Here is a 19,871-nt window from a genome sequence, read left to right as displayed (position 1 = left end):
CTCACGTTTTAGTTGAAGGAAATTCAATTTAAACATCTGGATGTCTAGATGTTTAAATTTCTAGGTGGTTTTGCGCCATTTTTCTTGTGGCTGGCCGGTAAAAAAACGTAGCTGAGTATCAACCATGAACACAGCTCAAGTTTTAGGTGAAATTAAACCGTTTTTCTTCAAGTGCTTGCCCGGGTAACAATGTAACTGCTCTCAACGCCGGACCTACTTGATTATGGCTAAGTGCAAACGCTGCACCGGGAAGAGCACTGTACATTTGGGTTAAATAAAGAAAATTGGATACCAGAACGCCATGAACAACGAGTTTACTTTTACAGTCAAAAGCCTCATTTTTGATGAGCACTACCATCCGTCAGACAATACACGGATCACAACCAACTTTGCCAACCTGGCCAGAGGGGAAAGTCGTCAGGCGAACCTGCGTAATGCATTAAAGATGATCGATAACCGTTTTAATGCGCTGGCGAGCTGGGACAACCCAAATGGCGACAGATATGCCATTGAGCTGGAGATCATCTCGGTAGACATCGACATTGCGGGCAGCGGCGAAGCTTTTCCTTCAATCGAAGTGCTGAAAACTAACATTATTGACCACAAAACCGGTGAGCGCACCGAAGGCATCGTCGGTAACAACTTTTCATCTTATGTGCGCGACTACGATTTCAGTGTGGTACTGCTCGATCACAATAAAGGTAAACCGCAGTTTAGTATCCCCGAAGGCTTTGGAGAATTGCACGGCAAGCTGTTTAAGCACTTTGTGAACTCCAGTGCCTATCAGCAAAACTTTAAAAAGCGTCCGGTGATCTGCCTGAGCGTGTCGGACAGCAAAACCTATGTCAGAACCGAAAACCAACACCCGGTACTGGGCTTTGAATATGAGCCAAATGAGTCGTCGCTGACCGAGCAATACTTTAAGAAAATGGGTTTGCAGGTGCGCTATTTTATGCCGCCAAACAGTGTTGCTCCGCTGGCGTTTTATTTCTTTGGCGATCTGCTGAATGACTACACCAACCTGGAGCTGATCAGCACTATCAGCACGATGGAGACGTTCCAGAAAATCTACCGCCCGGAGATTTATAACGCCAATGCAGTGGCAGGCAGACGCTACCAGCCAAATCTTAAAAACCAGGACCACTCACTGACGCAAATTGTGTACGACCGTGAGGAGCGCAGCAGGCTGGCGGTGGAGCAGGGTAAATTTGCCCATGAGCACTTTATTAAACCTTACCAGAATGTACTCGAGCAGTGGTCGGCGAATTACGCCTGATAGCTAACGACAAAGAAGCGGCAGAAATTATGAAAACACTTTTACCTACCTCCACTGCGGGCAGTTTGCCAAAACCTGCCTGGCTGGCACAGCCAGAGGTACTGTGGTCACCCTGGAAGCTAGAAGGACAGGCACTTGTTGACGGCAAACAAGATGCACTGCGTGTGTCGTTGCAGGAGCAGCAGCTGGCAGGCGTTGATATTGTCAGCGATGGCGAGCAAACCCGTCAGCACTTTGTGACCACCTTTATTGAACACCTAGACGGCGTGGATTTTGAAAACCGTAAAACGGTTAAAATTCGTGACCGCTACGATGCCAGCGTGCCAACCGTGGTCGGTCCCATCAGCCGCCAGAAGCCGGTATTTGTTGAAGACGCTAAGTTTTTGCGCCAACAAACCAAGCAGCCCATTAAGTGGGCGTTGCCCGGCCCGATGACTATGGTAGACACCTTGTACGACGACCATTATAAGAGCCGCGAAAAGCTGGCCTGGGAGTTCGCTAAGGTATTGAATCAGGAGGCCAAAGAGCTGGAAGCGGCCGGCGTCGACATCATTCAGTTTGATGAACCGGCCTTTAATGTGTTCTTTGATGAGGTGAATGATTGGGGAATTGCCTGCCTGGAGCGTGCCATTGAAGGTTTGAAGTGCGAAACGGCTGTACACATTTGCTATGGCTACGGCATTAAAGCCAACACCGACTGGAAAAAAACCTTGGGTTCACAGTGGCGTCAGTACGAGGAAGTGTTGCCTAAGCTGCAAAAGTCGAACATAGATATTATCTCGCTGGAGTGCCATAACTCGCGGGTGCCGGTTGAGTTATTATCCCTGGTGCGCGGCAAAAAGGTCATGGTCGGTGCCATTGATGTGGCGACGGATACCATAGAAACGCCGGAAGAAGTCGCCGCAACACTCAGAGAAGCCCTCAGATATGTGGATGCCGATAAGCTTTACCCCTGCACTAACTGTGGTATGGCACCGCTTGCACGGGACGTGGCTCGGGGCAAATTAAATGCCCTCAGTGCCGGTGCTGAGATAGTGCGCAAGGAGCTGGCTAAGTAAGTGTAAACCTGACACAAGACATGCAGGTGAATAAATTGACTCTTTTATCTCTGTAACATAAAGCTGGGTCAGATCTCATTGTGCAGTGCATACAACGGCTTTTTGTTGATGTTGGTTATATTTTGCGGTAACTGTACGTTAGATGACGGCATATGATCTGATCTTGTGCTATTACAACAACGTATAACCTAATCACAGAGTTTTAAGGAGTCAGAATGCGACGTTTATCAGCAAGTATCCTGTGTCTGCTGCTATCGGGTTCACTTCAGGCCACCCAGAGCAACACACCGGGCCAGGCCTATAGCTGGGTGGCTGGTCCCGACCTACCTGTGGCATTACAAGAGGTTTATCCTGCTGTTTTTAACAAGCGTATTTTTGTTGGGGGTGGTTTTACGCCCTCCGATCTCCCTTCGTTTTCTGACTTAGGTCCTACTACAGCCGTGTTTTTGCTAAACCCGGCTCACGCGCGCTGGACCAAGGCCCCCGCTTTACCCGCTGCCCGACATCATCTGGGCATGGTGGCTAACCAGCATTTTCTGTATGCCATTGGTGGTTTTACGGGGGCTAAGGATAATGCCTGGCAAATTCAGCGCTCGGTATTCAGGCTCGATGGCAACATGCAGGCCTGGCGCAACGCGCCGTCTTTACCCATACCGCTTGCTGAATCTGTGTATGCCAGCGTGGGCAAAAACATTCATGTGATCGGTGGTAAAACGCTCAGCCGGGACAGTGGTAAAAACATGGATACCGACGCACACTATGTGCTGGTTAACAATGCTTACTGGCGTAAGGTTACGTCTGCGAGTGTGGCGCGCAATTCGGCCGCCAGTGCGGTGATTGGTCATAAAATTTACGTCATTGGCGGACGCACCAGCGGTAAAGAGGGCGTGAACCTCAGTCATGCCGAAGTCTATAACACCAAAACGGATAGCTGGTCACCGATTGCGCCCTTACCCGTTGCATCGGCCGGGTTATCAGCCAGTGTGCTGGATGGCAAAATTATTGTGTCGGGTGGCGAAGTGTTCGGTGCCAATGGAGACTGGCAGGCAGGTAAAGCGCTCAATAACGTATGGGCATACGATCCGCAAACGGATCTGTGGCAGGCTCTGCCCGATTTGCCTCAACCGCGCCATGGCCATGGCTCAGTCTCGTTTAACGAGCAGCTCCATATTATCGGAGGCGCTGCCAAGGTGGGGCCACAGGAAACCTTGTCGTCTACCATGACGCTGGCTTTGGAAGAGCGCGAATAATGAAAAAGCGCCCGAAAGCGCTTTGTAAGAGTTCAGACTGCTTCACTCAGTTAAGGCAAACAACTGGCCTTGGTGAAGAAGTATCTCACTTCATAATCTTCACAGGTGGTGTAACTGCTGCTTCCGCCATTGCTGGAGTTCCAGCAGGCAAAGCCAGAGCTGTTATTGACCAGGTTTTGCCCGGTCAGGCTTGAGTCCAGCTTGCTGCCTTTGACCCGTGCAATTACCCCTGCAACATCACTGGTACTGCAACTGGCACCGATGTTACCCACTGACTGGTGGGAACTGAATAATTCATTATCGCCACTGGCTGGATCATCTCGGTCAAGCCAGCCGGTGGCGTAGAGCCCGCCGTTGACCTGTGAACTGGCGATGCGGTATACACCCAGTGCGTTAAGTTCTTTATTATCTGTGCCATGAAAGGCGAACAATTGCTGGCTGGCACTGGCCGAGTAGGTTGTACAACTGCCAGACGAAGTACCGCCTTTGATTGAACTGCCATTGCTGGAAGTCAGCTTCAGATAGTACACCGTATCATAGCCATATTTGCCATCATCTTTACAGATCTGCAGGCTCTTGAGATGCTCGCCCTTGCTGCTATCAAAGGTCAGTTTATCACCCCAGCTACCGCCGCTGCCGCCATAGGTAACGCACATTTCTGATGTGCCCACGCTGGCATGGGACAGGCTCTGTTTGGTCTCGTAACAGGCCTGAAAGCCATCCACCCGATTGTTTGAGCGAACCCGCACTGAGCTGAGATTAAAGGTGCCGCCCACCAGAGCTTTACGTTTTAATAAAGCAATGTCATTGAAAGTGTCGCCCTTATTGGTCGAACCCACCGCAGTGTTTTTCACATACTGCCAGTCGATATACTCAGCCGCGTTAGACAACCAGAAATCATCGAACGCCTTGTAATAGTTCACCCAGTGGTGCTCCGCACTGGCACCTATGGTGTTTTGTAGTTGCACATGTTCATAGGCATTGAATGGCATCGCAAAGGCATAGCTGCCGCCCAGGCTCTGACAATTCGCAAACCCCATCTCCCAGCTGCCCTTGCTGGTGGTTAGCTTCCAGTTACGGTTATCATCCACACAGGCGTGGTACTGATAGGTGGAGCAGGCTTTGTCGACAATAGCGGCGTCGCTTTCGAGGCTGGCACAGTCGCCCGAACCATTGGGCCGGTTCGATTTCCAAGACCAGATAAAGTCTTCAATCTGGACTTCATTGGCACCATAGCCGCTGGCAGCGCTGGTGTTATTGGCTTCGACCAGTGCCAGCTCGAGAATTTGCGCGCCTTTGTTGGCCCACTTGCTGATCACATTACTGCCAGTTTTACTTGAACTGGGGCCATCCGGATTCAGCTGCGTCGCGCCATCAATGATCACTGTTATATTGTTGGCAAGATAATGCGCGGTCTGATCGCCGTTCACACACTCATTGCTGCCGTTCTGGCAAAACGGTTGATTGCTTTGCAGATTGCCACTGGCATCGAAGGCATCGACGCCGATAAACACAGTATTCCAGAATTTAGAGTAACTGCCACTGCTGTGATAGGAGCACAGGTTGCTGTGATCCCTGGGTGTTTGCACCACCGCAACCAGCTGCTTACCCGCTGCCAGAATGTCGCGTTTGGTGAGGTGCGACACCGGCAAAGACGCACAGCTTTTATCGGCATAGCCCCAGTCAGAGGGCATCAGCAAATAATCGCCGATGTCTTTTTCCAGGCGCTCGCCAATTTTATTGTGCCAGTTTTTATGGTCGTTATGTTTGTACGACTCGATTTTCAGTAACACCACTTCGTCCGGGTTGTCTTTCAGAAAGTCTTTAATGTCGTCTAACCCTTCCGACAGCTTCGCGTGAAAGCTTGAACAAATGGCTTTATTTTCCAGTGAGTTGTGGCACAGCATAGGGGTTGAATCAAAAGTGCCTTCCGGGTATATATCAAATTCTATCACCCGTATGCCGCGTTTTAGCAGGCTCTTGGGAGAATAGTACTGATTTACATCGGTATACGTACCTTTACTCCAGGCATGTGAGGCATAGGCATTGTGCGCCCCGGCCCACAGAGTTTTAGAAAAGGGCGCAAAGTTATCTATCTGCCCTTGCAAGTCCAGTCGTGTCACTTTCTCATCATCGGTATCTATTGCGGCATGTACCGCAAACGATGCACCAGATGCCGCGACTGCACCTGCCAGCAGCAACGCCAGTGTATTGCTTGGTTTCATAGTCAAAATCCTCTCCTTTTAGTGTGAAGCTGGTCCTTAATCAGAGTGCCGTTTACGCACCCCGTACGAGCAACCGCGGCAAATATAGGCGCGAAAAGTGCAAGAAGTGTGAATATGAGAGTTTTAGCTCTAATTTTGGTTGGTTTGAGTATTGCCAGCCTCTTTTTGTAGTGAGAAAAAGACCTAACCTTGGTACGCGGGTAGTTTTATGGAAAAAGTAAACGGATGGTATTTCAAAAACTGTAGTAGCAATGAAGGCATGAGAACGGGGAAATTACTAATATGCTGCTCAGTATTTTCCTGCTATTGCGAACTCGATAAACTCCCTCATTGTCCTGAGAGCTTGGATCTATTAACCCGCGATACTGTGGCCCATTTTGGTCGCGAACCCAACCAACCCCGTCGTCATCCCGGACGCGTGCGAGCCGGGATCTATTAACCAGCAATACTTTGGCCACTTTGATTACGAATCCAACCAACTCCACCGTCGTCCCGGACGCGTGTGAGCTGGGATCTATCAACCGGCAATACTTTGGCTCCTTCTGATCGCAGACCTAACAAACCCGTCATCATTGGCTCTCAAGACCCCTACCCAAAACTCACCGGACTTCGTTTAGCTTGTTGGTAGGTGTCGTTTCACTTTGCACTCAATTTTTGATGGTTTTGTATAGGCTGGTGGCATCACCGATAGTGATGTAATCTGGTGAGTCTTCCATAAGAGAACATAGCGAGAAGTGTCGCTAAAGCGCTTTAAATAATCGAGGGTATACAATGAGATATAAGCACGTCAAAGCAGGCAATGCTGAGAGGTATGATCTTGAACAGGGGGAGATCACGTCCATTCTTGCATCCGGTCCTGATACTGATAACAGAGTCTCTATTTTTGATAGTAAACTGCCTAAAGGCAATGAGGCTCCGTGGCACTTTCACGAGATTGATGATGAGATCTTTTACATTATCTCAGGAGAAATAGAGTTCGGTGTAGAAAACGACGAATTTGTTGCAAAAGCAGGCGACCTTGTTATGGCTGGTCCCAATGTAAAAAGACGTTTTAAGGCAATCACCGATAGTCACGTGCTCGTCATCAATACACCATCAGGCCCCTCTGAGGGATTTATTCGGGATATATCCAAATTCACCGCTGACAATCCTCCGACGGAATCAGACAGGCAAGCATTTATTGAAAAGTACAAAATCCACATAGTCTAGCTGTTTGGAAAGCCTGGCTTCGGCGCCTGAGTGGCGCTTGCGCTGCAAATTCATGAGCGTTCGATGATTATAACGGTGAGTATTTGGCAACATGATTTGCCGTCTCTGACCCTTTTAAACCCCTCCATCATCCCGGACGCGTGCGAGCCTGCAATCCTGCGGTATCTTGCTCTCACAGACAGGCACTTCATGGCTTGCCATCCAGATGTCACAGATATGCTCAAAATTGAAATTCACCTTTTAATTTCCACCGGGCGCTAAATACATCCGGTGGAAAGCACATGATTATGCGGCGCAGTCGTCTTTGGCCTGGGGCTGTAATTCTATTAGCACAGCCTGCCACAACCCGCTCAGGGCTAATAAATAATCTGGCTGCTGGTATACCGGCTGTGTTTCGCCTTGTACTGTGGCTGCCAATGCCGCAATGGCGGCAAGGTTGCACTGATCTCTGTGGCCCATTAGCTGTTGTTTGTCCATGGGCGCAAGCTCAACAGGCATATAGGTTCGCCAGGTCTCACCTGGCAGGCTTTGGCTTGAAGGAAACCAGCTTAACGGGCCTGTGGTTTCACTGAGTGTTAAGGTGCCATGAGGAAATAGCGCAGAGCACTGATGGTTTAAAAAAGTCGCGCTGCCGTCATCCTCAGCGGACGAAAAGTTCTGGCACAAGAGAGAGATTGTAAGATTGTCGGTTTTGAGCATAACCGGCTGAAACGCCATAGGCTCGCCGCTGTATTTGATGACCTCGAGTCCTGCATACCCACCGAGTGCGCGGCCCAACAGATCCAGCGCTGAATAAAGCGTTCTTAAATTAGCCCCCATGGCATAATGCATACAGCTAAACCCTTGCTGATAAGCGCTCAGGATTGATTGTAAAAATGCCTGGGGGGCGTAGAGGTCGGCAAAGTGTCCATTGACATGAAAATACGCCTGATGCTGCTTGGCAAGTGTCAGTGCTTTTTGTACAAACGCCTGGTCAACGGGGTGCTCACATAACACGGAGATACCCTGTTTTAACAGAGATAATACAATGGCCTGGCCAGCGTCGCCCGATATCGCGACACATGCGATATCAATGGAATCAGCCGGCAATGTGGCAACATCTGTGTAATAGGGCACGCCCAGTTGCTGTGCAATTTGCTGAGAATGCTCACTGCCTTTTGACAGGACACCCACACAGGTGAAGCTGTCTTGTGGGAACTGGGTTAAAGCGCGAATATAGGTGGAACCGTAGTGGGTACCACAAACGAGTACTTTCATAATATTGTCCTTTTCTAAGCAATTGGATGTGGTTCTTTATTAACCGGACGTCCTTGCAGTAACTTGCGCAGCCTTGGGTTGTCTACTCGTTTAAACTGCTCACCAAAATGGATGGGCTGCATGTTGACACCGATGGCACGCGCAACCCTGAACGGGCTGAGCGCCATATCGGGTGAAGTAACGTCTACAATGGCGACTTCTACGCCTGCTTCATCCAGGCGTTGCTTGAGTTGGCTGACGTGTGTGATCACTTCATACGACCAGTCTTCCAGCGTTTTTGCCTCGCTGATTGGTCGGCGCATAAAGTCAAAGGCCGCAAGTTTGTTGCTACTAAAATAATAAGCCGCGTGATCTTCCAGGCCGGTTACCTCACTGACCTGCTGAGGGATTTTTTGCCCTGAGCGCATTAATTGGCACAGGTAAGGCATCACATGGCCTTGCTCCAGCAGCGCTTTGCGCATCGCCACTTTGATATCGCCATGCGTGGCCAGGGCCACAGAGGCTGCGGGAGTGCGATAGCCGTCTCCCAGTGCCAGACATACAACTGTGGGTACGTGCAATCCCACATCCAGCAAATAGCATTCAAGCTCAATGCCCAGCTCTGTTAACTCCTCAATCATTACGCGCATTTTGCCCCGGTTAAGCGCCTCATAGCTGAGTCGTTCGCAGGGCTGTTGTGCATACCAGGTGAGCATCATGGCGTCGCGCTCAATGAGTTCATAACAGGCTCTGAGTGCGGCATCATCGTTGTTTTGTCCGGCTGCGAGCCCGTTTGACGACACCTGGCTAAACTGCTCTTTGTAAGGGCAGGCAAAGTTAAAATAACTGACCAACGCCGGCACCCAGACTGGGTCATTGGTTGCCAGCCAGCTGCCGCGACACCAGTGTATTTTTTGTTTTCTGTGCCATTTATGAAACGGGAAATTAGGGGTGCTGTATTGCTTATTGGAATACAGTACCAAAGTATCCGGGTCGACATAGTCACCGTTTAACTGGCTAATTGAGGCATATTTACAATCACTCAATTGATATCTGGCCGCCGAGTAGCGCTCCAGTGCCTCACCAACCGCACTGATATGTGCTGAAATTATATCTAACCCTTTACCGGATCCGACCTGGCCTGCAGCTCTTGGGTCAAACTCGCCCTCGGTAAATGAGGAGACCCCGGCAGATGCGGTGATCGGGTAGTCTGGTAAATGTGGCGCATGTCCTGTGAGCTGACGGACTATCCCAGTTACCGGGTCCACCCAGCCTTCAAATAGCGATTTAAATTGCTCAACATCCTGGAGCTGATTAAGAGGATTGCTAGCAGACTGGTTATCGCGGTGCATGGATAACGCGTGGGTGGTTGCATGGTTATGATCAAACCCACATACCTCACACCAGGGAATAGGGATAATGGCATGTTTTTCAGCCTGGTGCGTAACCAGGTTTTGTACCATAACACGCGATACCAGTTCGCTTTCGCTATAGCCCCAAAGGAGTTTTAACGCCTCCATGGCAAGCTGTTGGCCCGTGATGGCAGACATAGGCGTGAGCATGCTGCGGGCACGGCCTTCGCGATTCTTTTTATGGCTTTTTTCTAATTCGTGCGCCAGTTCGCCATGTTGCTCTGTGCCCAGCTTTCTGAGTCGCAAACAGTTCCAGCATGAGCCTGAGTGAGCGTCGTCTACATTGACCACCGGGCCTATCCAGCTCTCCAGACCATCCAGGTGACCATAAAGGGTTTTAATCTTGTGTTGATGCACATATTCAGAGACTGTGTGTGACCAGAAATGCGCATCTTTACTGAAAGTGACAATGGCCAAATCCCAGTCATTTGATGGGCTGCCTAAGTGCGGGTGCTCGCTGGTGAGCGTTGAGTGGCTGATCTGCATCCAGGGGTTGCGTTGTTGCAGGGCCGCTTTAAACACTTGGGCTCTGGGTTTGCCAATGTCTTGTGGTGTGAGAAAGCGGTGGCATGTTAAGTCGTCACTGGTGATATTTTCTTTATCTAATAAATGAATATGGCCGACTCCCGCCGTGCCCAGCTCTTCCAGCAGTGTGATTGCCCAGGGCTCGAGACCGACGACGAGTACCCGGCAGGGATCAAGGGAGTACACCTGACTTTGGCTATGAGGTTGCTGGTTTGTTTGCTGCCAGGGCCGTAAAAAGCGCGTTTGTACTAAACCGGGCGGCTTAAACTCGAGTTGTTCAGAGACTTCTTCTAACAAACCATACTGGCTTAGCAGTTGCAGCACAGCCTCAATACTCGAATCGGCATACTCAGGTAAGCGGGTGCAAATTTCAGCCTGCGTCAGCTCGCCCTGTAGTAGTGGCAGGATCTTTTCAACAAAGTCTGAGGTATCCCGACCGTGAACCTGGAAGTCTCCCAAATCTGAACTTAATAACACACCGTTACTGTTGGGATTAATGCTCGCAGCCGGGGTTAATCTTAGCTTTTTCATAAATTAAACATCCAATTTCAGAAGACACTCCCCGCACAAAGCGGGGAGTGTCAATAACCGCGTGCTAGCCGCCGGTACTGCATGGTGTGCAAGTTACACATTGGTAACACTGCACACACTGGTGGGCGCATTGAACGCATTGATGAGCACATTGCACACAATGGTGGGTGCACTGAAGGCATTGATGAGTACACTGCACACAATGGTGGGTGCACTGAAGGCATTGATGAGCACACTGCACACATTGAGACGCACACTGCACACATTGAGACGCACACTGATAACATTGCGCACAGAAGTTCACTACGCAGGGATAGCAGGTGCCACATTTTGTGATGTGTGCGCACTGCTGGCAAAGCACCTTCTGTTCCGTTTGACATAAAGCACAAAAGTTCACGGTGCACGGATAACAGGTGTCACACTTACTAACTGGCTGACACTGCTGGCAGAAGTTCACTATGCAGGGATAACAGGTTTCGCATTTGGTGATGGTACATTGCTGGCATTGGCCGTTTTGACCTGGCTGGCACATGACACAGAAAGTCACAATACAGGGGTAACAAGTATCACACTTAGTGACAGACTCGCACTGCTGGCAAAGGGTACAAGGGTAGCAATAGACGCATTGCGTGACTGGAGCACATTGCTGACAGAAGTTAACGATACAAGGGTAGCAAGTATCGCATTGAGTGCCAGGTGCGCATTGCTGACATTGCAGATTCTGGCCCTGTTGACACTGTACGCAGAAGGTCACGATACATGGATAACAGGTGACACAGTTAGTCACAGGTTCACAGGTAACGCATTTGTGGGTTGACTCACATTGTACGCAGGCAACACAGGGGGTTGGTGGGCCCAGCGGCTGATAGCTGGTACCAACAGGTGCACAGGTTGCACAGAGTGTGATTGTACACGGGGCACATAAGACGGTTGGTGCGGCACATGGCGCACACGGTGTGCAGTAGTAACAGACAGCACAGTCTGCAATGCCAGACGGATTACAGCGTGCTTCTAGTGCTTTTACTTTTGAGGTGAGCTCAGTTACCTGTAACTGAAGTTCTTTGATAGCTTGTTCGCTCATCGTACTTTCCTTAAGTTAAGTTTATTGTGTTATTTGGTATCGCATACCAACAACAACCTAGGTTTGTTGCTTGCCCCATGCGTGTAATCAGTGGCAAACAGTATGTCTTTAAAAGACACATTCATCACATTGCAATAGGGTATTTATTGCACTTTAAATAGCGTATTGGCCGTTATGTGTGGAAACGTATAGCGGCTGCGTTTGCTGGGGTCTTTGCCGCTTGCCAGGCTAAAGTCCAGCGAAATATCCTGGGTGTATTGCAGCATATTCTGGCCATTGGATAGTCGCTCTAACCACATAGTGTTTTTGAACCGGGGCACATTAGAATGCGCTTGCATAAAGGGCGTGTTAGCGATATCGCCATCGGCCTGCGTATCGACATTCAGCAAAGTGGTGTCGATCACACCTATGCCTTGCTGGTAAAGGCTGTCTAAGGCAACCTGCAGCACAATGTTGGGATTAACATTGGGGTTTTCAGGAATATCGGTACCATAAGGAGCCTTAAAACTTGCGCCGCCAGCCGCAGGCAGAGCATTGGCAACAGGAATGCTGGGCGCGCCTCTAAAGCAATCGTGACCTCCCAATGCTAAAATCGAGTTGCCGTGTGGTATAGACACCTGTTTTACCAGCGTCCGGTCTGGCGCTTGCACCGGGAGCGGGTTGGGGGTATCCGGCACCCAGGGTTGCTTGTTCAGGGTACCTTGCCCCTGAGGAGCGATGATCAGATGTGACCAGCTGCCGTTTTCAGCATGTACCAGCTCATCTTTTTGCGGACCGTCGGCAAAAAACACCCGTTGAGAATAAAAAATGGTGTAGGAATCTTGCTCATAGTTACCCGCCCGATTAGCCACTTTGCCCTGGATAGCGCTAAACGTCATGACTTCGTAGTAGGACATGTTTTTTAAGATAAACCCATTTGGGGCGTTATCTTGCGGGATGGGCATAACATTAAACCCCCCATACCGGGTACTGACCCAAGTCCCGATTAACCCGGCTAATGGCCCGAGTTTTTCCAGGATCTCACAGTCTTGGTTGCCACCACCGTCAGCGATGAGCGGCACATTAAAATCAGGCACAAAATTCGGCTGTTGCGGGTTAGTGGGTTTGTTTGTGCAGTGACTAAACTGCTGTGGGATGCACGAGGCGCAGCGTAATATGGCACCGTGCGTATTGGTTGTAGAACAGTGTTTGTTGAGATCTTCAAATGCTGATTGAAGCTGCGCGATTTCAACTTGTAACTGCGCAATGGGGTCTTGCTTACTCATGGTGTACTTTCCTTGCTGTGTAAAATTATCGGTAGATTAATTTTTCAACAGTCTTTGAGTCTATCAGCAAGGTTTTCGAAATATTATTACATCCTATTACATAAAAATAACGTGCAGAACGCATGTATAATCTGAGTCACTTTAATTAAATAGAATGCATAATGTAAGTGCTTACTTTTTATTTGTTTATTGAAATACATAAGCTCGGTGTTAAGTTGGGATCTACCAACATACAGCGCCGTTATATTCTGCGCACATCGAATCCAATCAACCCCGTCGTCATCCCGGACGCGTGCGAGCCGGGATCTACCAACCTGCAACGCAGGGGCTCTTTCTGGTCAAGAACCCCACAAGCTATTCGGCAGCAGCTATTTAGCAATTTGTCTTTGTTATGGGTATGATACCCATCATCTCGCTGCAAAAGTGACAGGTAGTACGCAGCAAAATCATGGCAACTTTGAATAAAGAAAAATAACTAGTGATTATGGTTGAAGAAATTAATATCAAATTGTTTGAACTAGGTCCCACGAGGTCTGCCCGGGTACGTTGGGCGTTGCGCGAGGCTGGGTTAACATTCGAGTCCGTGCAAAACGGAGTAGACATTTTTAAGTCTCAGGAGCTGCTAAATATTCACCCATTGGGTAAGTTACCTGCGGCACTAATCAATGGACAGCCCCTGTTTGAATCAGCGGCCATTGTTACGGCGATAGCTGATTTAGTGCCAGATAAAAAGTTGATAGCAAAGCCTTCAAGCTGGTCGAGAAACCTCCATAATCAATGGGTTTGTTTTACATTGAGTGAGCTGGAGCCTTTTGTGCAGTCCACCGAGATCAACTCAATGGACTTTGTTTTGCCAGCAGAGCAGCACGTTCGGGAAATTGTCCCGCAAAATAATATGCTATATAAAAAAGCTGCCGCAGCTTTAGAAAAGCACTTCTCTCAGCACGACTACCTAATTGACGACCAATTCTCGGTCACAGATATCGTACTTGCATACACACTTTGTTGGGGACAAGAACAAAAACTACTGGATGACTACCCCAATATTAATGAGTATATGGATCGACTCTATAACCGCGAGCATTGTACGTTAAAAAAACCATAGGGGCAGCTAGCGTCTTAGGGGCTGCTTAGCGTCTTAGTGGTTTGCTCTCGTCGAACATACAAACCCCTCGGTCATCCCGGACGCGTGCGAGCCGGGATCTACTAACCGGCAATACCGTGGTTCCGTCTGTTCGCAAACCCTACCAACCCCACGGTCATCCCGAACGCTTGCGAGCCGGGATCTATTAACCCGCAAAATCGTGGCTCCATCGTGGCCGCGAATCCACCAACCCCACCGTCATCCCGGACGTTTGCGAGCCGGGATCTATTAACCCGCAATACTGTTGCTCCTTCTGGTCGCGAATCCAACCAACCCCACCGTCATCCCGGACGCTTGCGAGCCGGGATCTATTAACCTGCAATACGGTGGTTACTTCTAGTCGCGAACCCAACCAACTTCGCCGTCACGTGGAAGCCTGCCACTCGTCAAACTGGCTAGGTATTACTGGAGAACTGTAATGTGTTATCTTACACGGCAGTTGATAACATGGAATTTTGCATCATGAACGAATCGGCGCTCCACCAGACCTTATCGCAGCGTTTTGGCTTCTCAGCATTCAGGCCGGGCCAGGAACAAACAGTCACCCAGCTGGTCAACGGCCACTCTAGCCTCGCAATTTTCCCAACCGGTTCAGGTAAATCCTTGTGCTATCAGCTGACGGCCTTACAGCTACCCCATTTAACCTTAGTTATCTCGCCACTGCTGGCGCTTATGAAAGATCAGCTTGAGTTTTTACACAGCAAAAACATCAATGCGGCCAGTCTAGATTCAACGTTAACCCGCGAGCAAAGCCAGTCTGTGATGCAAAATGTCAGAAATGGCAGCATTAAAGTGCTGATGATCTCGGTTGAGCGCTTTAAAAACGAGCGCTTCAGAGAATTCATTAAGCAAGTGCCTATTTCTATGTTGGTGGTTGATGAAGCGCACTGTATCTCTGAATGGGGCCATAATTTCAGACCTGATTATCTTAAGTTACCCGACTATCGCAATGAGTTAAAAATCCCACTGGTGTTGCTGCTTACCGCCACGGCGACCAAAAAAGTAAAGCGCGACATGGCGAACCGGTTTGATATAAAACCTGAACATATTGTGCAGACGGGCTTTTATCGCGCCAACCTGGATTTAAGCGTGTATGCCTACCCGGAAGAGCAAAAAGTGCAGGCACTGATTGGCTATTTAAAGCAACAAGCTGGCGCAGGCATTGTGTATGTCACGCTGCAACAACAGGCCGAGCAGGTGGCTAAGCAATTGCAGGCGGCCGGCGTAAACGCCGCTGCCTATCATGCCGGGCTGGATGACAGCCTTCGTCAGAGTATCCAAAACGATTTCATGAACAATCACAAGCAAGTGATTGTTGCCACGATTGCCTTTGGTATGGGCATAGACAAATCCGATATTCGTTTTGTGGTGCACTACGACCTGCCAAAATCGATAGAGAATTACAGCCAGGAGATTGGCCGTGCAGGGCGCGACGGGCAATTTTCTGAATGTATTACCCTGGCTAATTTAGATGGCGTTGCGACGCTTGAGAACTTTGTTTACGCCGACACCCCGGAGCAAGCCAGCATTCAGGCACTGATTGATGAAATTCAATCGCAGCAACAGCAGGGCTTGTGGGAAATGCAGGAACTCAGCGCCTCTAAAGTCAGCAATATCCGATTACTGGCGTTAAAAACCTTGCTGGTGCAGCTCGAACTCAAAGGCGTAATTGAGGCCAAATACGCGTTTTACGCCGACTTTAGATTCAAATGGTTACGCACAGAGCAGGACGTCATCAGCATGTTCGATGCGAACCGTCAGCAGTTTATTCAGCAGATAATTGCCAATACGCAATTTAAGAAAGTATGGGGCACCGTTGATATTCAGGCCTTAGTGCAACTGGGGCACGACAGAAATCGCATTGTAGCGGCGCTGGACTACCTGCATGAGCAAGGGCATATTGAGCTTGAGTCAAAACGCATGATGCAGGTTTATCAGGTGGATGAAACTAAGCTGGCTGAGCCAAGTCTGGCCAAAGAGCTTGCCGATTACTTTTTAGATAAGGAACAAGCCGAGGTGAAACGCATCGCCGCCATGCTGCGCTTTTTTGAGTTAAATACATGTTTAAGTTACAACTTAGCGCGCTATTTTGACGATGAAAACGCCCCAGAGCAATGCGGGCACTGCTCAGCGTGTCGCGGTCAAGTTGCACAACTTGCCCAGTCTAAGCAGACAGAATTTCCCTCGGACGATACATTACGAAGCGACCTAAATGCGCTAAAACAGCATCTGATGCAAATTGGCGTTACGCCCAGCCTGGCAATACTGACCCGATTCCTAACCGGCATGACCTCGCCATTAGCAACGTCTTCAAAATTCAGACAACGCGCCGGGTTTGGCTGCTGTGCAGACATCCGCTATCAGCAGGTTTTGAATAAAGTACAGCAATTAGGTTTTGGGACATAATGGTGGATCAAAGGTGTAGCGCATCTTTATCGGATAGCACCAAAATCAAAGTGAGACATTATTTGAATGAGTAGCCACCTGGTAGTCAGAACTGGCGTACTCTTTGCGTCCTGGAGTCTATTAAAGTACAGCGCAAGTAGTATCCAGAGTTGTATCGGGCAGGGGGCGTCGTTTTCTTACCCGAGGTAACTAAAACGAATGAATCAATTAAATACAGCACTTGTTTTGCACCATATAAATTTTAGGTAATTTATGCACTTATACTCAGTTTGGCTTGTGTACATGGTTCTATCTAGTTTTTCTTTTTTGATGCTCATGATTGGAGAGATGATAGGCGTAGTTTTTTACTTTGGATTTTTACTGGGCTGCTATTATTTGCCCCTGTTTAAAGAGTGGCGGCACAACGTAGAAGGCTTTAAAAGAGTTGAAGTTGTCAATGTAGTAATTTGCTTATCACCACTTTTAATGATGGTTAATGAATCATTTGAAATGTTGGTTTTATGGGGGTGGGTATTTATATTCAGCATTAATAATTTTGGAGTGGACAGAAGAATTAGAGCGTTATATGAAAAAAAAGAATTAAACAAAACGCAAATGGTCGCGCCAGCGGTGCCAAGCCGAGTAGGTCGGTGGGATAGCTAATGTGTACTTGCCCAGACTTGACCTGACAGTTACCCTTTTTCCATTTCTGATGCTTTGTCTAGTCCGCTGTAAATGTGTTGCTCTGACATGTATCCGGGCTTACCTGATTATCCAGCACCCCTAATGAATTCCGAGCCAGCACCCTTAAAATTGGTACACCCATCGGTCATTAGTGATCATGTATTTGTCGGGTTTTGCGTCGGCAGGTTGGACTTTTTTCATAAACAAATAAGTACTTTCAAAACGACATCCCCCACCGTCATCCCGGACGCCTGCGAGTTGGGATCTATTAACGTTCAGCGTAGTAGTATCCTGAAGCGTGTAAATTTGGGGCGAGATATCACCCGTTTTCCAACAATTGACTTGTGAATCTATGGTGAGAATTGTATGTCGCGGCAAGTATCACTAAATTAGGTAATCGTTGCCACCCATAGAGCCTTCACGACTCTGGCAAAAATGAGAGCGCTCATCAGCGCTCTTTTCCGTGATTTAGAGCTAAATTAAGCTTCTATTTTACACGTACGGCCCCAATAACACGTGTATTGATCGGTCGGGTTTAGGGCTGGACTGGCAGGGATGTCAGGCCCTGCGGCACCAACAACTGGCGTTAATCGCTGAGAAATTGCTTTGTCTGCTGATAATTGCTTAATGCTTTTTTTACTTAATTTTAATTTCATGGTTAATCCTTTATTTAAAAATTTAAACCCACATTAACTGTGGAGTTTTCATACTAGACAAACAAAAAATCTATTTCAAGCTTGAATTCAGATAATATACACACTACTCATTGCTAACCGGTGAGAAAAGATCAACTGCCCTTTGATGGTAGCCTCCTTGCTGTTGAACTCACAAACCCCACCGTCATCCCGGACGCATGCGACCCGGGGTCTACTAGCGCGTGCATAGTGGCACTCCGTTACAGTCGAACTAACAAACCCAACCGTCATCCCGGAGTCTTGCGAGCCGGGATCCATTAAACTACAAAACAGCAGTATCCTGACGCAGTCAATGTTGGAGCGCGTGTCGCTTGTTTTCTCCTCCTCCGTCGCTTATCTTTACCTGCTATATTTCGCCCGTTAAGCGAGGCATTGGACAAAAGTGGGGACTATTAATGTATATATTTCCGCACAGTGAACTGTGGAAGGATGACTTTGAGGGCGAAGCAGAATCTATAAAGTTGGCTTTAGGCCTAGATATTGAGCTGATTCATATAGGTTCGACCTCAGTACCAGGTTTACTAGCCAAAGATTGTATTGATATTCTTGGCCAGGTTGAGGATTTAGAACTAGTTCGAAAGGCTCGCAAAAAGCTTGAGGACATTGGTTTCGAGGCGAGAGGTAGTTACGGTATCGAGGGGCGTGAATATTTTTCGAAAAGCTCACGAAAATGCCATTTACACATCTTTGAGTTTGGTAGCACCGAAGCGGCTAAACACCTGAACTTCAAGGACGTTATGTTGAAAAGCCCCGAGCTTGTTGAGCAGCTGAACCGTTTAAAAACAGAGCTTCACGCAATGTATCCAAATCATAAAGAGAAATATCAGGCGATGAAAAAGCCGTTCTATGACAGGATTCACAGTAGTCTTAAGCTCTGATGTGGGGAGCGATCTGCACATTAACCTAAACGCTGATGATCTGTCTATTTGAAACGGCCAAAGACTGCCCGACAAGGCTGTAGCTTGTGGGAGGTCGTTTTTTTCGACACTGATAACGCCAAAATTTGCCTTAAAAACTGACACCCCGCTCTGTCATCCCGGGCGCTTACGAGCTTAGAGCTACCAACGTGCGGCGCAGTGGTCCCCGTTTACCGCCGAACTCACAGGCCCACCGTCATCCCGGACGCTTGCGAGCCGGGATCTGCCAACGTGCGGCGCAGTGGTCCCCTTTTACCGCCGAACTCACAGGCCCACCGTCATCCCGGACGCTTGCGAGCCGGGATCTGCCAACGTGCGGCACAGTGGGACCCTTTTACTGCCGAACTCACAGGCCCACCGTCATCTCGGACGCTTGCGAGCCGGGATCTACAAACGAGCGATGCAGTAACACCCCGTTGCAGCTGAACTCACAAGCCCCAGCGTCACCCCAGACACTGCGTATTGATTCAGAGTTTAGGGGTTAATGATTACGTATCTGGCACTCACATAATCAGGAAGTGACGAGCAGCTAATGGAGCCATTTTTATCATCAATGTAAACTTCCACGCTTTTATCTGCCGCGAGGGCTGCTAAAACAATGGCGTTACTTTTGTCCGACGGTGGACAAATCCACTTTCCATTAGAGCCGCTTGTCTTGAATGCAGTGTTGCCACTACATTGTTGAGGATAATCCATCACCCAGGTGACTTTGCCTTTACAGTTGATATCTGCTGCATTTGCCAATACAGGGAACAAAATAAGTAGAACTGTTAATAACGCTTTCATAGACCTTCCTTTAGTGTTTAATATTTTCGCTAACGGCACAAAGTGCTTTGTTTAGCATTGCTACGAGCAGGCACTGGCTGTGCTTTTATGACAGACTGTAACTGCCCGCCACAGAGCAAGTTTACAAACTTCTGACTTATTATGGATAATTTTTGTTGGTTTGTGATTACAGAATTGTAACGAGTTGATTGC

16 protein-coding genes are annotated in these 19,871 nt (G+C 48.6%); 9 read left to right on the top strand and 7 right to left on the bottom strand.

The genetic code is table 11. The annotated features are described in order from the left end of the window. Positions 1 to 301 precede the first annotated feature (301 nt). The 3 genes from ACXAH1_RS15615 to ACXAH1_RS15605 all read left to right on the top strand — a co-directional run bounded on the left by ACXAH1_RS15615 (position 302) and on the right by ACXAH1_RS15605 (position 3,584). Entirely contained in the window at positions 302 to 1,276 is a 975-nt protein-coding gene (locus ACXAH1_RS15615) for a DUF1852 domain-containing protein (RefSeq protein WP_054016280.1), read from the top strand. 29 nt (positions 1,277 to 1,305) lie between these two features. After that, positions 1,306 to 2,334 carry a methionine synthase gene (locus tag ACXAH1_RS15610; protein WP_475197889.1) on the top strand — a complete coding sequence of 343 codons (1,029 nt, stop codon included), beginning with the start codon at positions 1,306 to 1,308 and terminating at the stop codon, positions 2,332 to 2,334. A gap of 215 nt (positions 2,335 to 2,549) precedes the next feature. Next, positions 2,550 to 3,584, top strand: a complete 1,035-nt coding sequence (locus tag ACXAH1_RS15605; protein WP_475197888.1) for a Kelch repeat-containing protein — start codon at positions 2,550 to 2,552, stop codon at positions 3,582 to 3,584. A 50-nt stretch (positions 3,585 to 3,634) separates the two neighbouring features. Here ACXAH1_RS15605 and ACXAH1_RS15600 read toward each other — a convergent pair whose 3' ends face one another. Continuing rightward, on the bottom strand, positions 3,635 to 5,809 hold the full coding sequence (locus ACXAH1_RS15600; protein ID WP_475197886.1) for a phosphatidylinositol-specific phospholipase C domain-containing protein: 2,175 nt from the start codon (positions 5,807 to 5,809) through the stop codon (positions 3,635 to 3,637). A 771-nt stretch (positions 5,810 to 6,580) separates the two neighbouring features. Between ACXAH1_RS15600 and ACXAH1_RS15595 the strand changes: the two genes are divergently transcribed. Further along, complete coding sequence (locus tag ACXAH1_RS15595; RefSeq protein WP_475197884.1) at positions 6,581 to 7,018, top strand: cupin domain-containing protein; 438 nt, start codon at positions 6,581 to 6,583, stop codon at positions 7,016 to 7,018. A gap of 285 nt (positions 7,019 to 7,303) precedes the next feature. On the opposite strand, the gene ACXAH1_RS15590 is transcribed toward ACXAH1_RS15595, so the two are convergent. From ACXAH1_RS15590 to ACXAH1_RS15580, 3 genes are all read right to left on the bottom strand, one after another. Beyond that, positions 7,304 to 8,275: a Gfo/Idh/MocA family oxidoreductase gene (locus ACXAH1_RS15590; protein WP_475197883.1), complete on the bottom strand. Its 972-nt coding sequence runs from the start codon at positions 8,273 to 8,275 to the stop codon at positions 7,304 to 7,306. 14 nt (positions 8,276 to 8,289) lie between these two features. Beyond that, positions 8,290 to 10,722 (bottom strand): TOMM precursor leader peptide-binding protein, encoded by a 2,433-nt coding sequence (locus tag ACXAH1_RS15585; protein ID WP_475197881.1) that lies wholly within the window; start codon positions 10,720 to 10,722, stop codon positions 8,290 to 8,292. Between the two features lie 93 nt (positions 10,723 to 10,815). Continuing rightward, positions 10,816 to 11,016, bottom strand: a complete 201-nt coding sequence (locus ACXAH1_RS15580; protein ID WP_475197880.1) for a hypothetical protein — start codon at positions 11,014 to 11,016, stop codon at positions 10,816 to 10,818. Between the two features lie 202 nt (positions 11,017 to 11,218). On the opposite strand from ACXAH1_RS15580, the gene ACXAH1_RS15575 reads away from it, so the two are divergent. Beyond that, complete coding sequence (locus ACXAH1_RS15575; RefSeq protein WP_475197878.1) at positions 11,219 to 11,539, top strand: hypothetical protein; 321 nt, start codon at positions 11,219 to 11,221, stop codon at positions 11,537 to 11,539. Positions 11,540 to 11,946: 407 nt separating this feature from the next. Here the strand turns inward: ACXAH1_RS15575 and ACXAH1_RS15570 are convergent, their stop codons facing one another. Continuing rightward, positions 11,947 to 13,068, bottom strand: a complete 1,122-nt coding sequence (locus ACXAH1_RS15570) for a heme-binding protein (RefSeq protein ID WP_475197877.1) — start codon at positions 13,066 to 13,068, stop codon at positions 11,947 to 11,949. A gap of 484 nt (positions 13,069 to 13,552) precedes the next feature. Here ACXAH1_RS15570 and ACXAH1_RS15565 point away from each other — a divergent pair, with 484 nt between their 5' ends. From ACXAH1_RS15565 to ACXAH1_RS15555, 3 genes are all read left to right on the top strand, one after another. Further along, the gene (locus tag ACXAH1_RS15565; RefSeq protein WP_475197876.1) at positions 13,553 to 14,173 is read left to right on the top strand and encodes a glutathione S-transferase family protein; all 621 of its coding nucleotides are present in this window, start codon (positions 13,553 to 13,555) and stop codon (positions 14,171 to 14,173) included. 501 nt (positions 14,174 to 14,674) lie between these two features. Continuing rightward, positions 14,675 to 16,618 carry a RecQ family ATP-dependent DNA helicase gene (locus ACXAH1_RS15560; protein WP_475197875.1) on the top strand — a complete coding sequence of 648 codons (1,944 nt, stop codon included), beginning with the start codon at positions 14,675 to 14,677 and terminating at the stop codon, positions 16,616 to 16,618. A gap of 327 nt (positions 16,619 to 16,945) precedes the next feature. Then, positions 16,946 to 17,260, top strand: coding sequence for a hypothetical protein (locus ACXAH1_RS15555; protein WP_475197873.1), 315 nt, complete (start codon positions 16,946 to 16,948; stop codon positions 17,258 to 17,260). A gap of 500 nt (positions 17,261 to 17,760) precedes the next feature. Here ACXAH1_RS15555 and ACXAH1_RS15550 read toward each other — a convergent pair whose 3' ends face one another. Continuing rightward, positions 17,761 to 17,937 (bottom strand): hypothetical protein, encoded by a 177-nt coding sequence (locus tag ACXAH1_RS15550; protein ID WP_475197871.1) that lies wholly within the window; start codon positions 17,935 to 17,937, stop codon positions 17,761 to 17,763. A 434-nt stretch (positions 17,938 to 18,371) separates the two neighbouring features. Here ACXAH1_RS15550 and ACXAH1_RS15545 point away from each other — a divergent pair, with 434 nt between their 5' ends. Continuing rightward, the gene (locus ACXAH1_RS15545) at positions 18,372 to 18,854 is read left to right on the top strand and encodes a GrpB family protein (RefSeq protein WP_475197869.1); all 483 of its coding nucleotides are present in this window, start codon (positions 18,372 to 18,374) and stop codon (positions 18,852 to 18,854) included. 513 nt (positions 18,855 to 19,367) lie between these two features. Here ACXAH1_RS15545 and ACXAH1_RS15540 read toward each other — a convergent pair. Next, on the bottom strand, positions 19,368 to 19,679 hold the full coding sequence (locus ACXAH1_RS15540; protein ID WP_475197868.1) for a hypothetical protein: 312 nt from the start codon (positions 19,677 to 19,679) through the stop codon (positions 19,368 to 19,370). Positions 19,680 to 19,871 lie beyond the last annotated feature (192 nt).

It is taken from the genome of Pseudoalteromonas sp. AWH4_217, from assembly GCF_056161105.1.
Note: the sequence above shows the minus strand (reverse complement) of the source record. Positions and strands in the feature narration are given on the sequence as shown.

Coding starts and splice junctions, on each gene's coding strand:
- ACXAH1_RS15615 (WP_054016280.1), top strand. CDS start 302: ATGAACAACGAGTTTACTTTTACAGTCAAAAGCCTCATTTTTGATGAG.
- ACXAH1_RS15610 (WP_475197889.1), top strand. CDS start 1,306: ATGAAAACACTTTTACCTACCTCCACTGCGGGCAGTTTGCCAAAACCT.
- ACXAH1_RS15605 (WP_475197888.1), top strand. CDS start 2,550: ATGCGACGTTTATCAGCAAGTATCCTGTGTCTGCTGCTATCGGGTTCA.
- ACXAH1_RS15600 (WP_475197886.1), bottom strand. CDS start 5,809: ATGAAACCAAGCAATACACTGGCGTTGCTGCTGGCAGGTGCAGTCGCG.
- ACXAH1_RS15595 (WP_475197884.1), top strand. CDS start 6,581: ATGAGATATAAGCACGTCAAAGCAGGCAATGCTGAGAGGTATGATCTT.
- ACXAH1_RS15590 (WP_475197883.1), bottom strand. CDS start 8,275: ATGAAAGTACTCGTTTGTGGTACCCACTACGGTTCCACCTATATTCGC.
- ACXAH1_RS15585 (WP_475197881.1), bottom strand. CDS start 10,722: ATGAAAAAGCTAAGATTAACCCCGGCTGCGAGCATTAATCCCAACAGT.
- ACXAH1_RS15570 (WP_475197877.1), bottom strand. CDS start 13,068: ATGAGTAAGCAAGACCCCATTGCGCAGTTACAAGTTGAAATCGCGCAG.
- ACXAH1_RS15565 (WP_475197876.1), top strand. CDS start 13,553: ATGGTTGAAGAAATTAATATCAAATTGTTTGAACTAGGTCCCACGAGG.
- ACXAH1_RS15560 (WP_475197875.1), top strand. CDS start 14,675: ATGAACGAATCGGCGCTCCACCAGACCTTATCGCAGCGTTTTGGCTTC.
- ACXAH1_RS15555 (WP_475197873.1), top strand. CDS start 16,946: ATGATAGGCGTAGTTTTTTACTTTGGATTTTTACTGGGCTGCTATTAT.
- ACXAH1_RS15550 (WP_475197871.1), bottom strand. CDS start 17,937: ATGAAATTAAAATTAAGTAAAAAAAGCATTAAGCAATTATCAGCAGAC.
- ACXAH1_RS15545 (WP_475197869.1), top strand. CDS start 18,372: ATGTATATATTTCCGCACAGTGAACTGTGGAAGGATGACTTTGAGGGC.
- ACXAH1_RS15540 (WP_475197868.1), bottom strand. CDS start 19,679: ATGAAAGCGTTATTAACAGTTCTACTTATTTTGTTCCCTGTATTGGCA.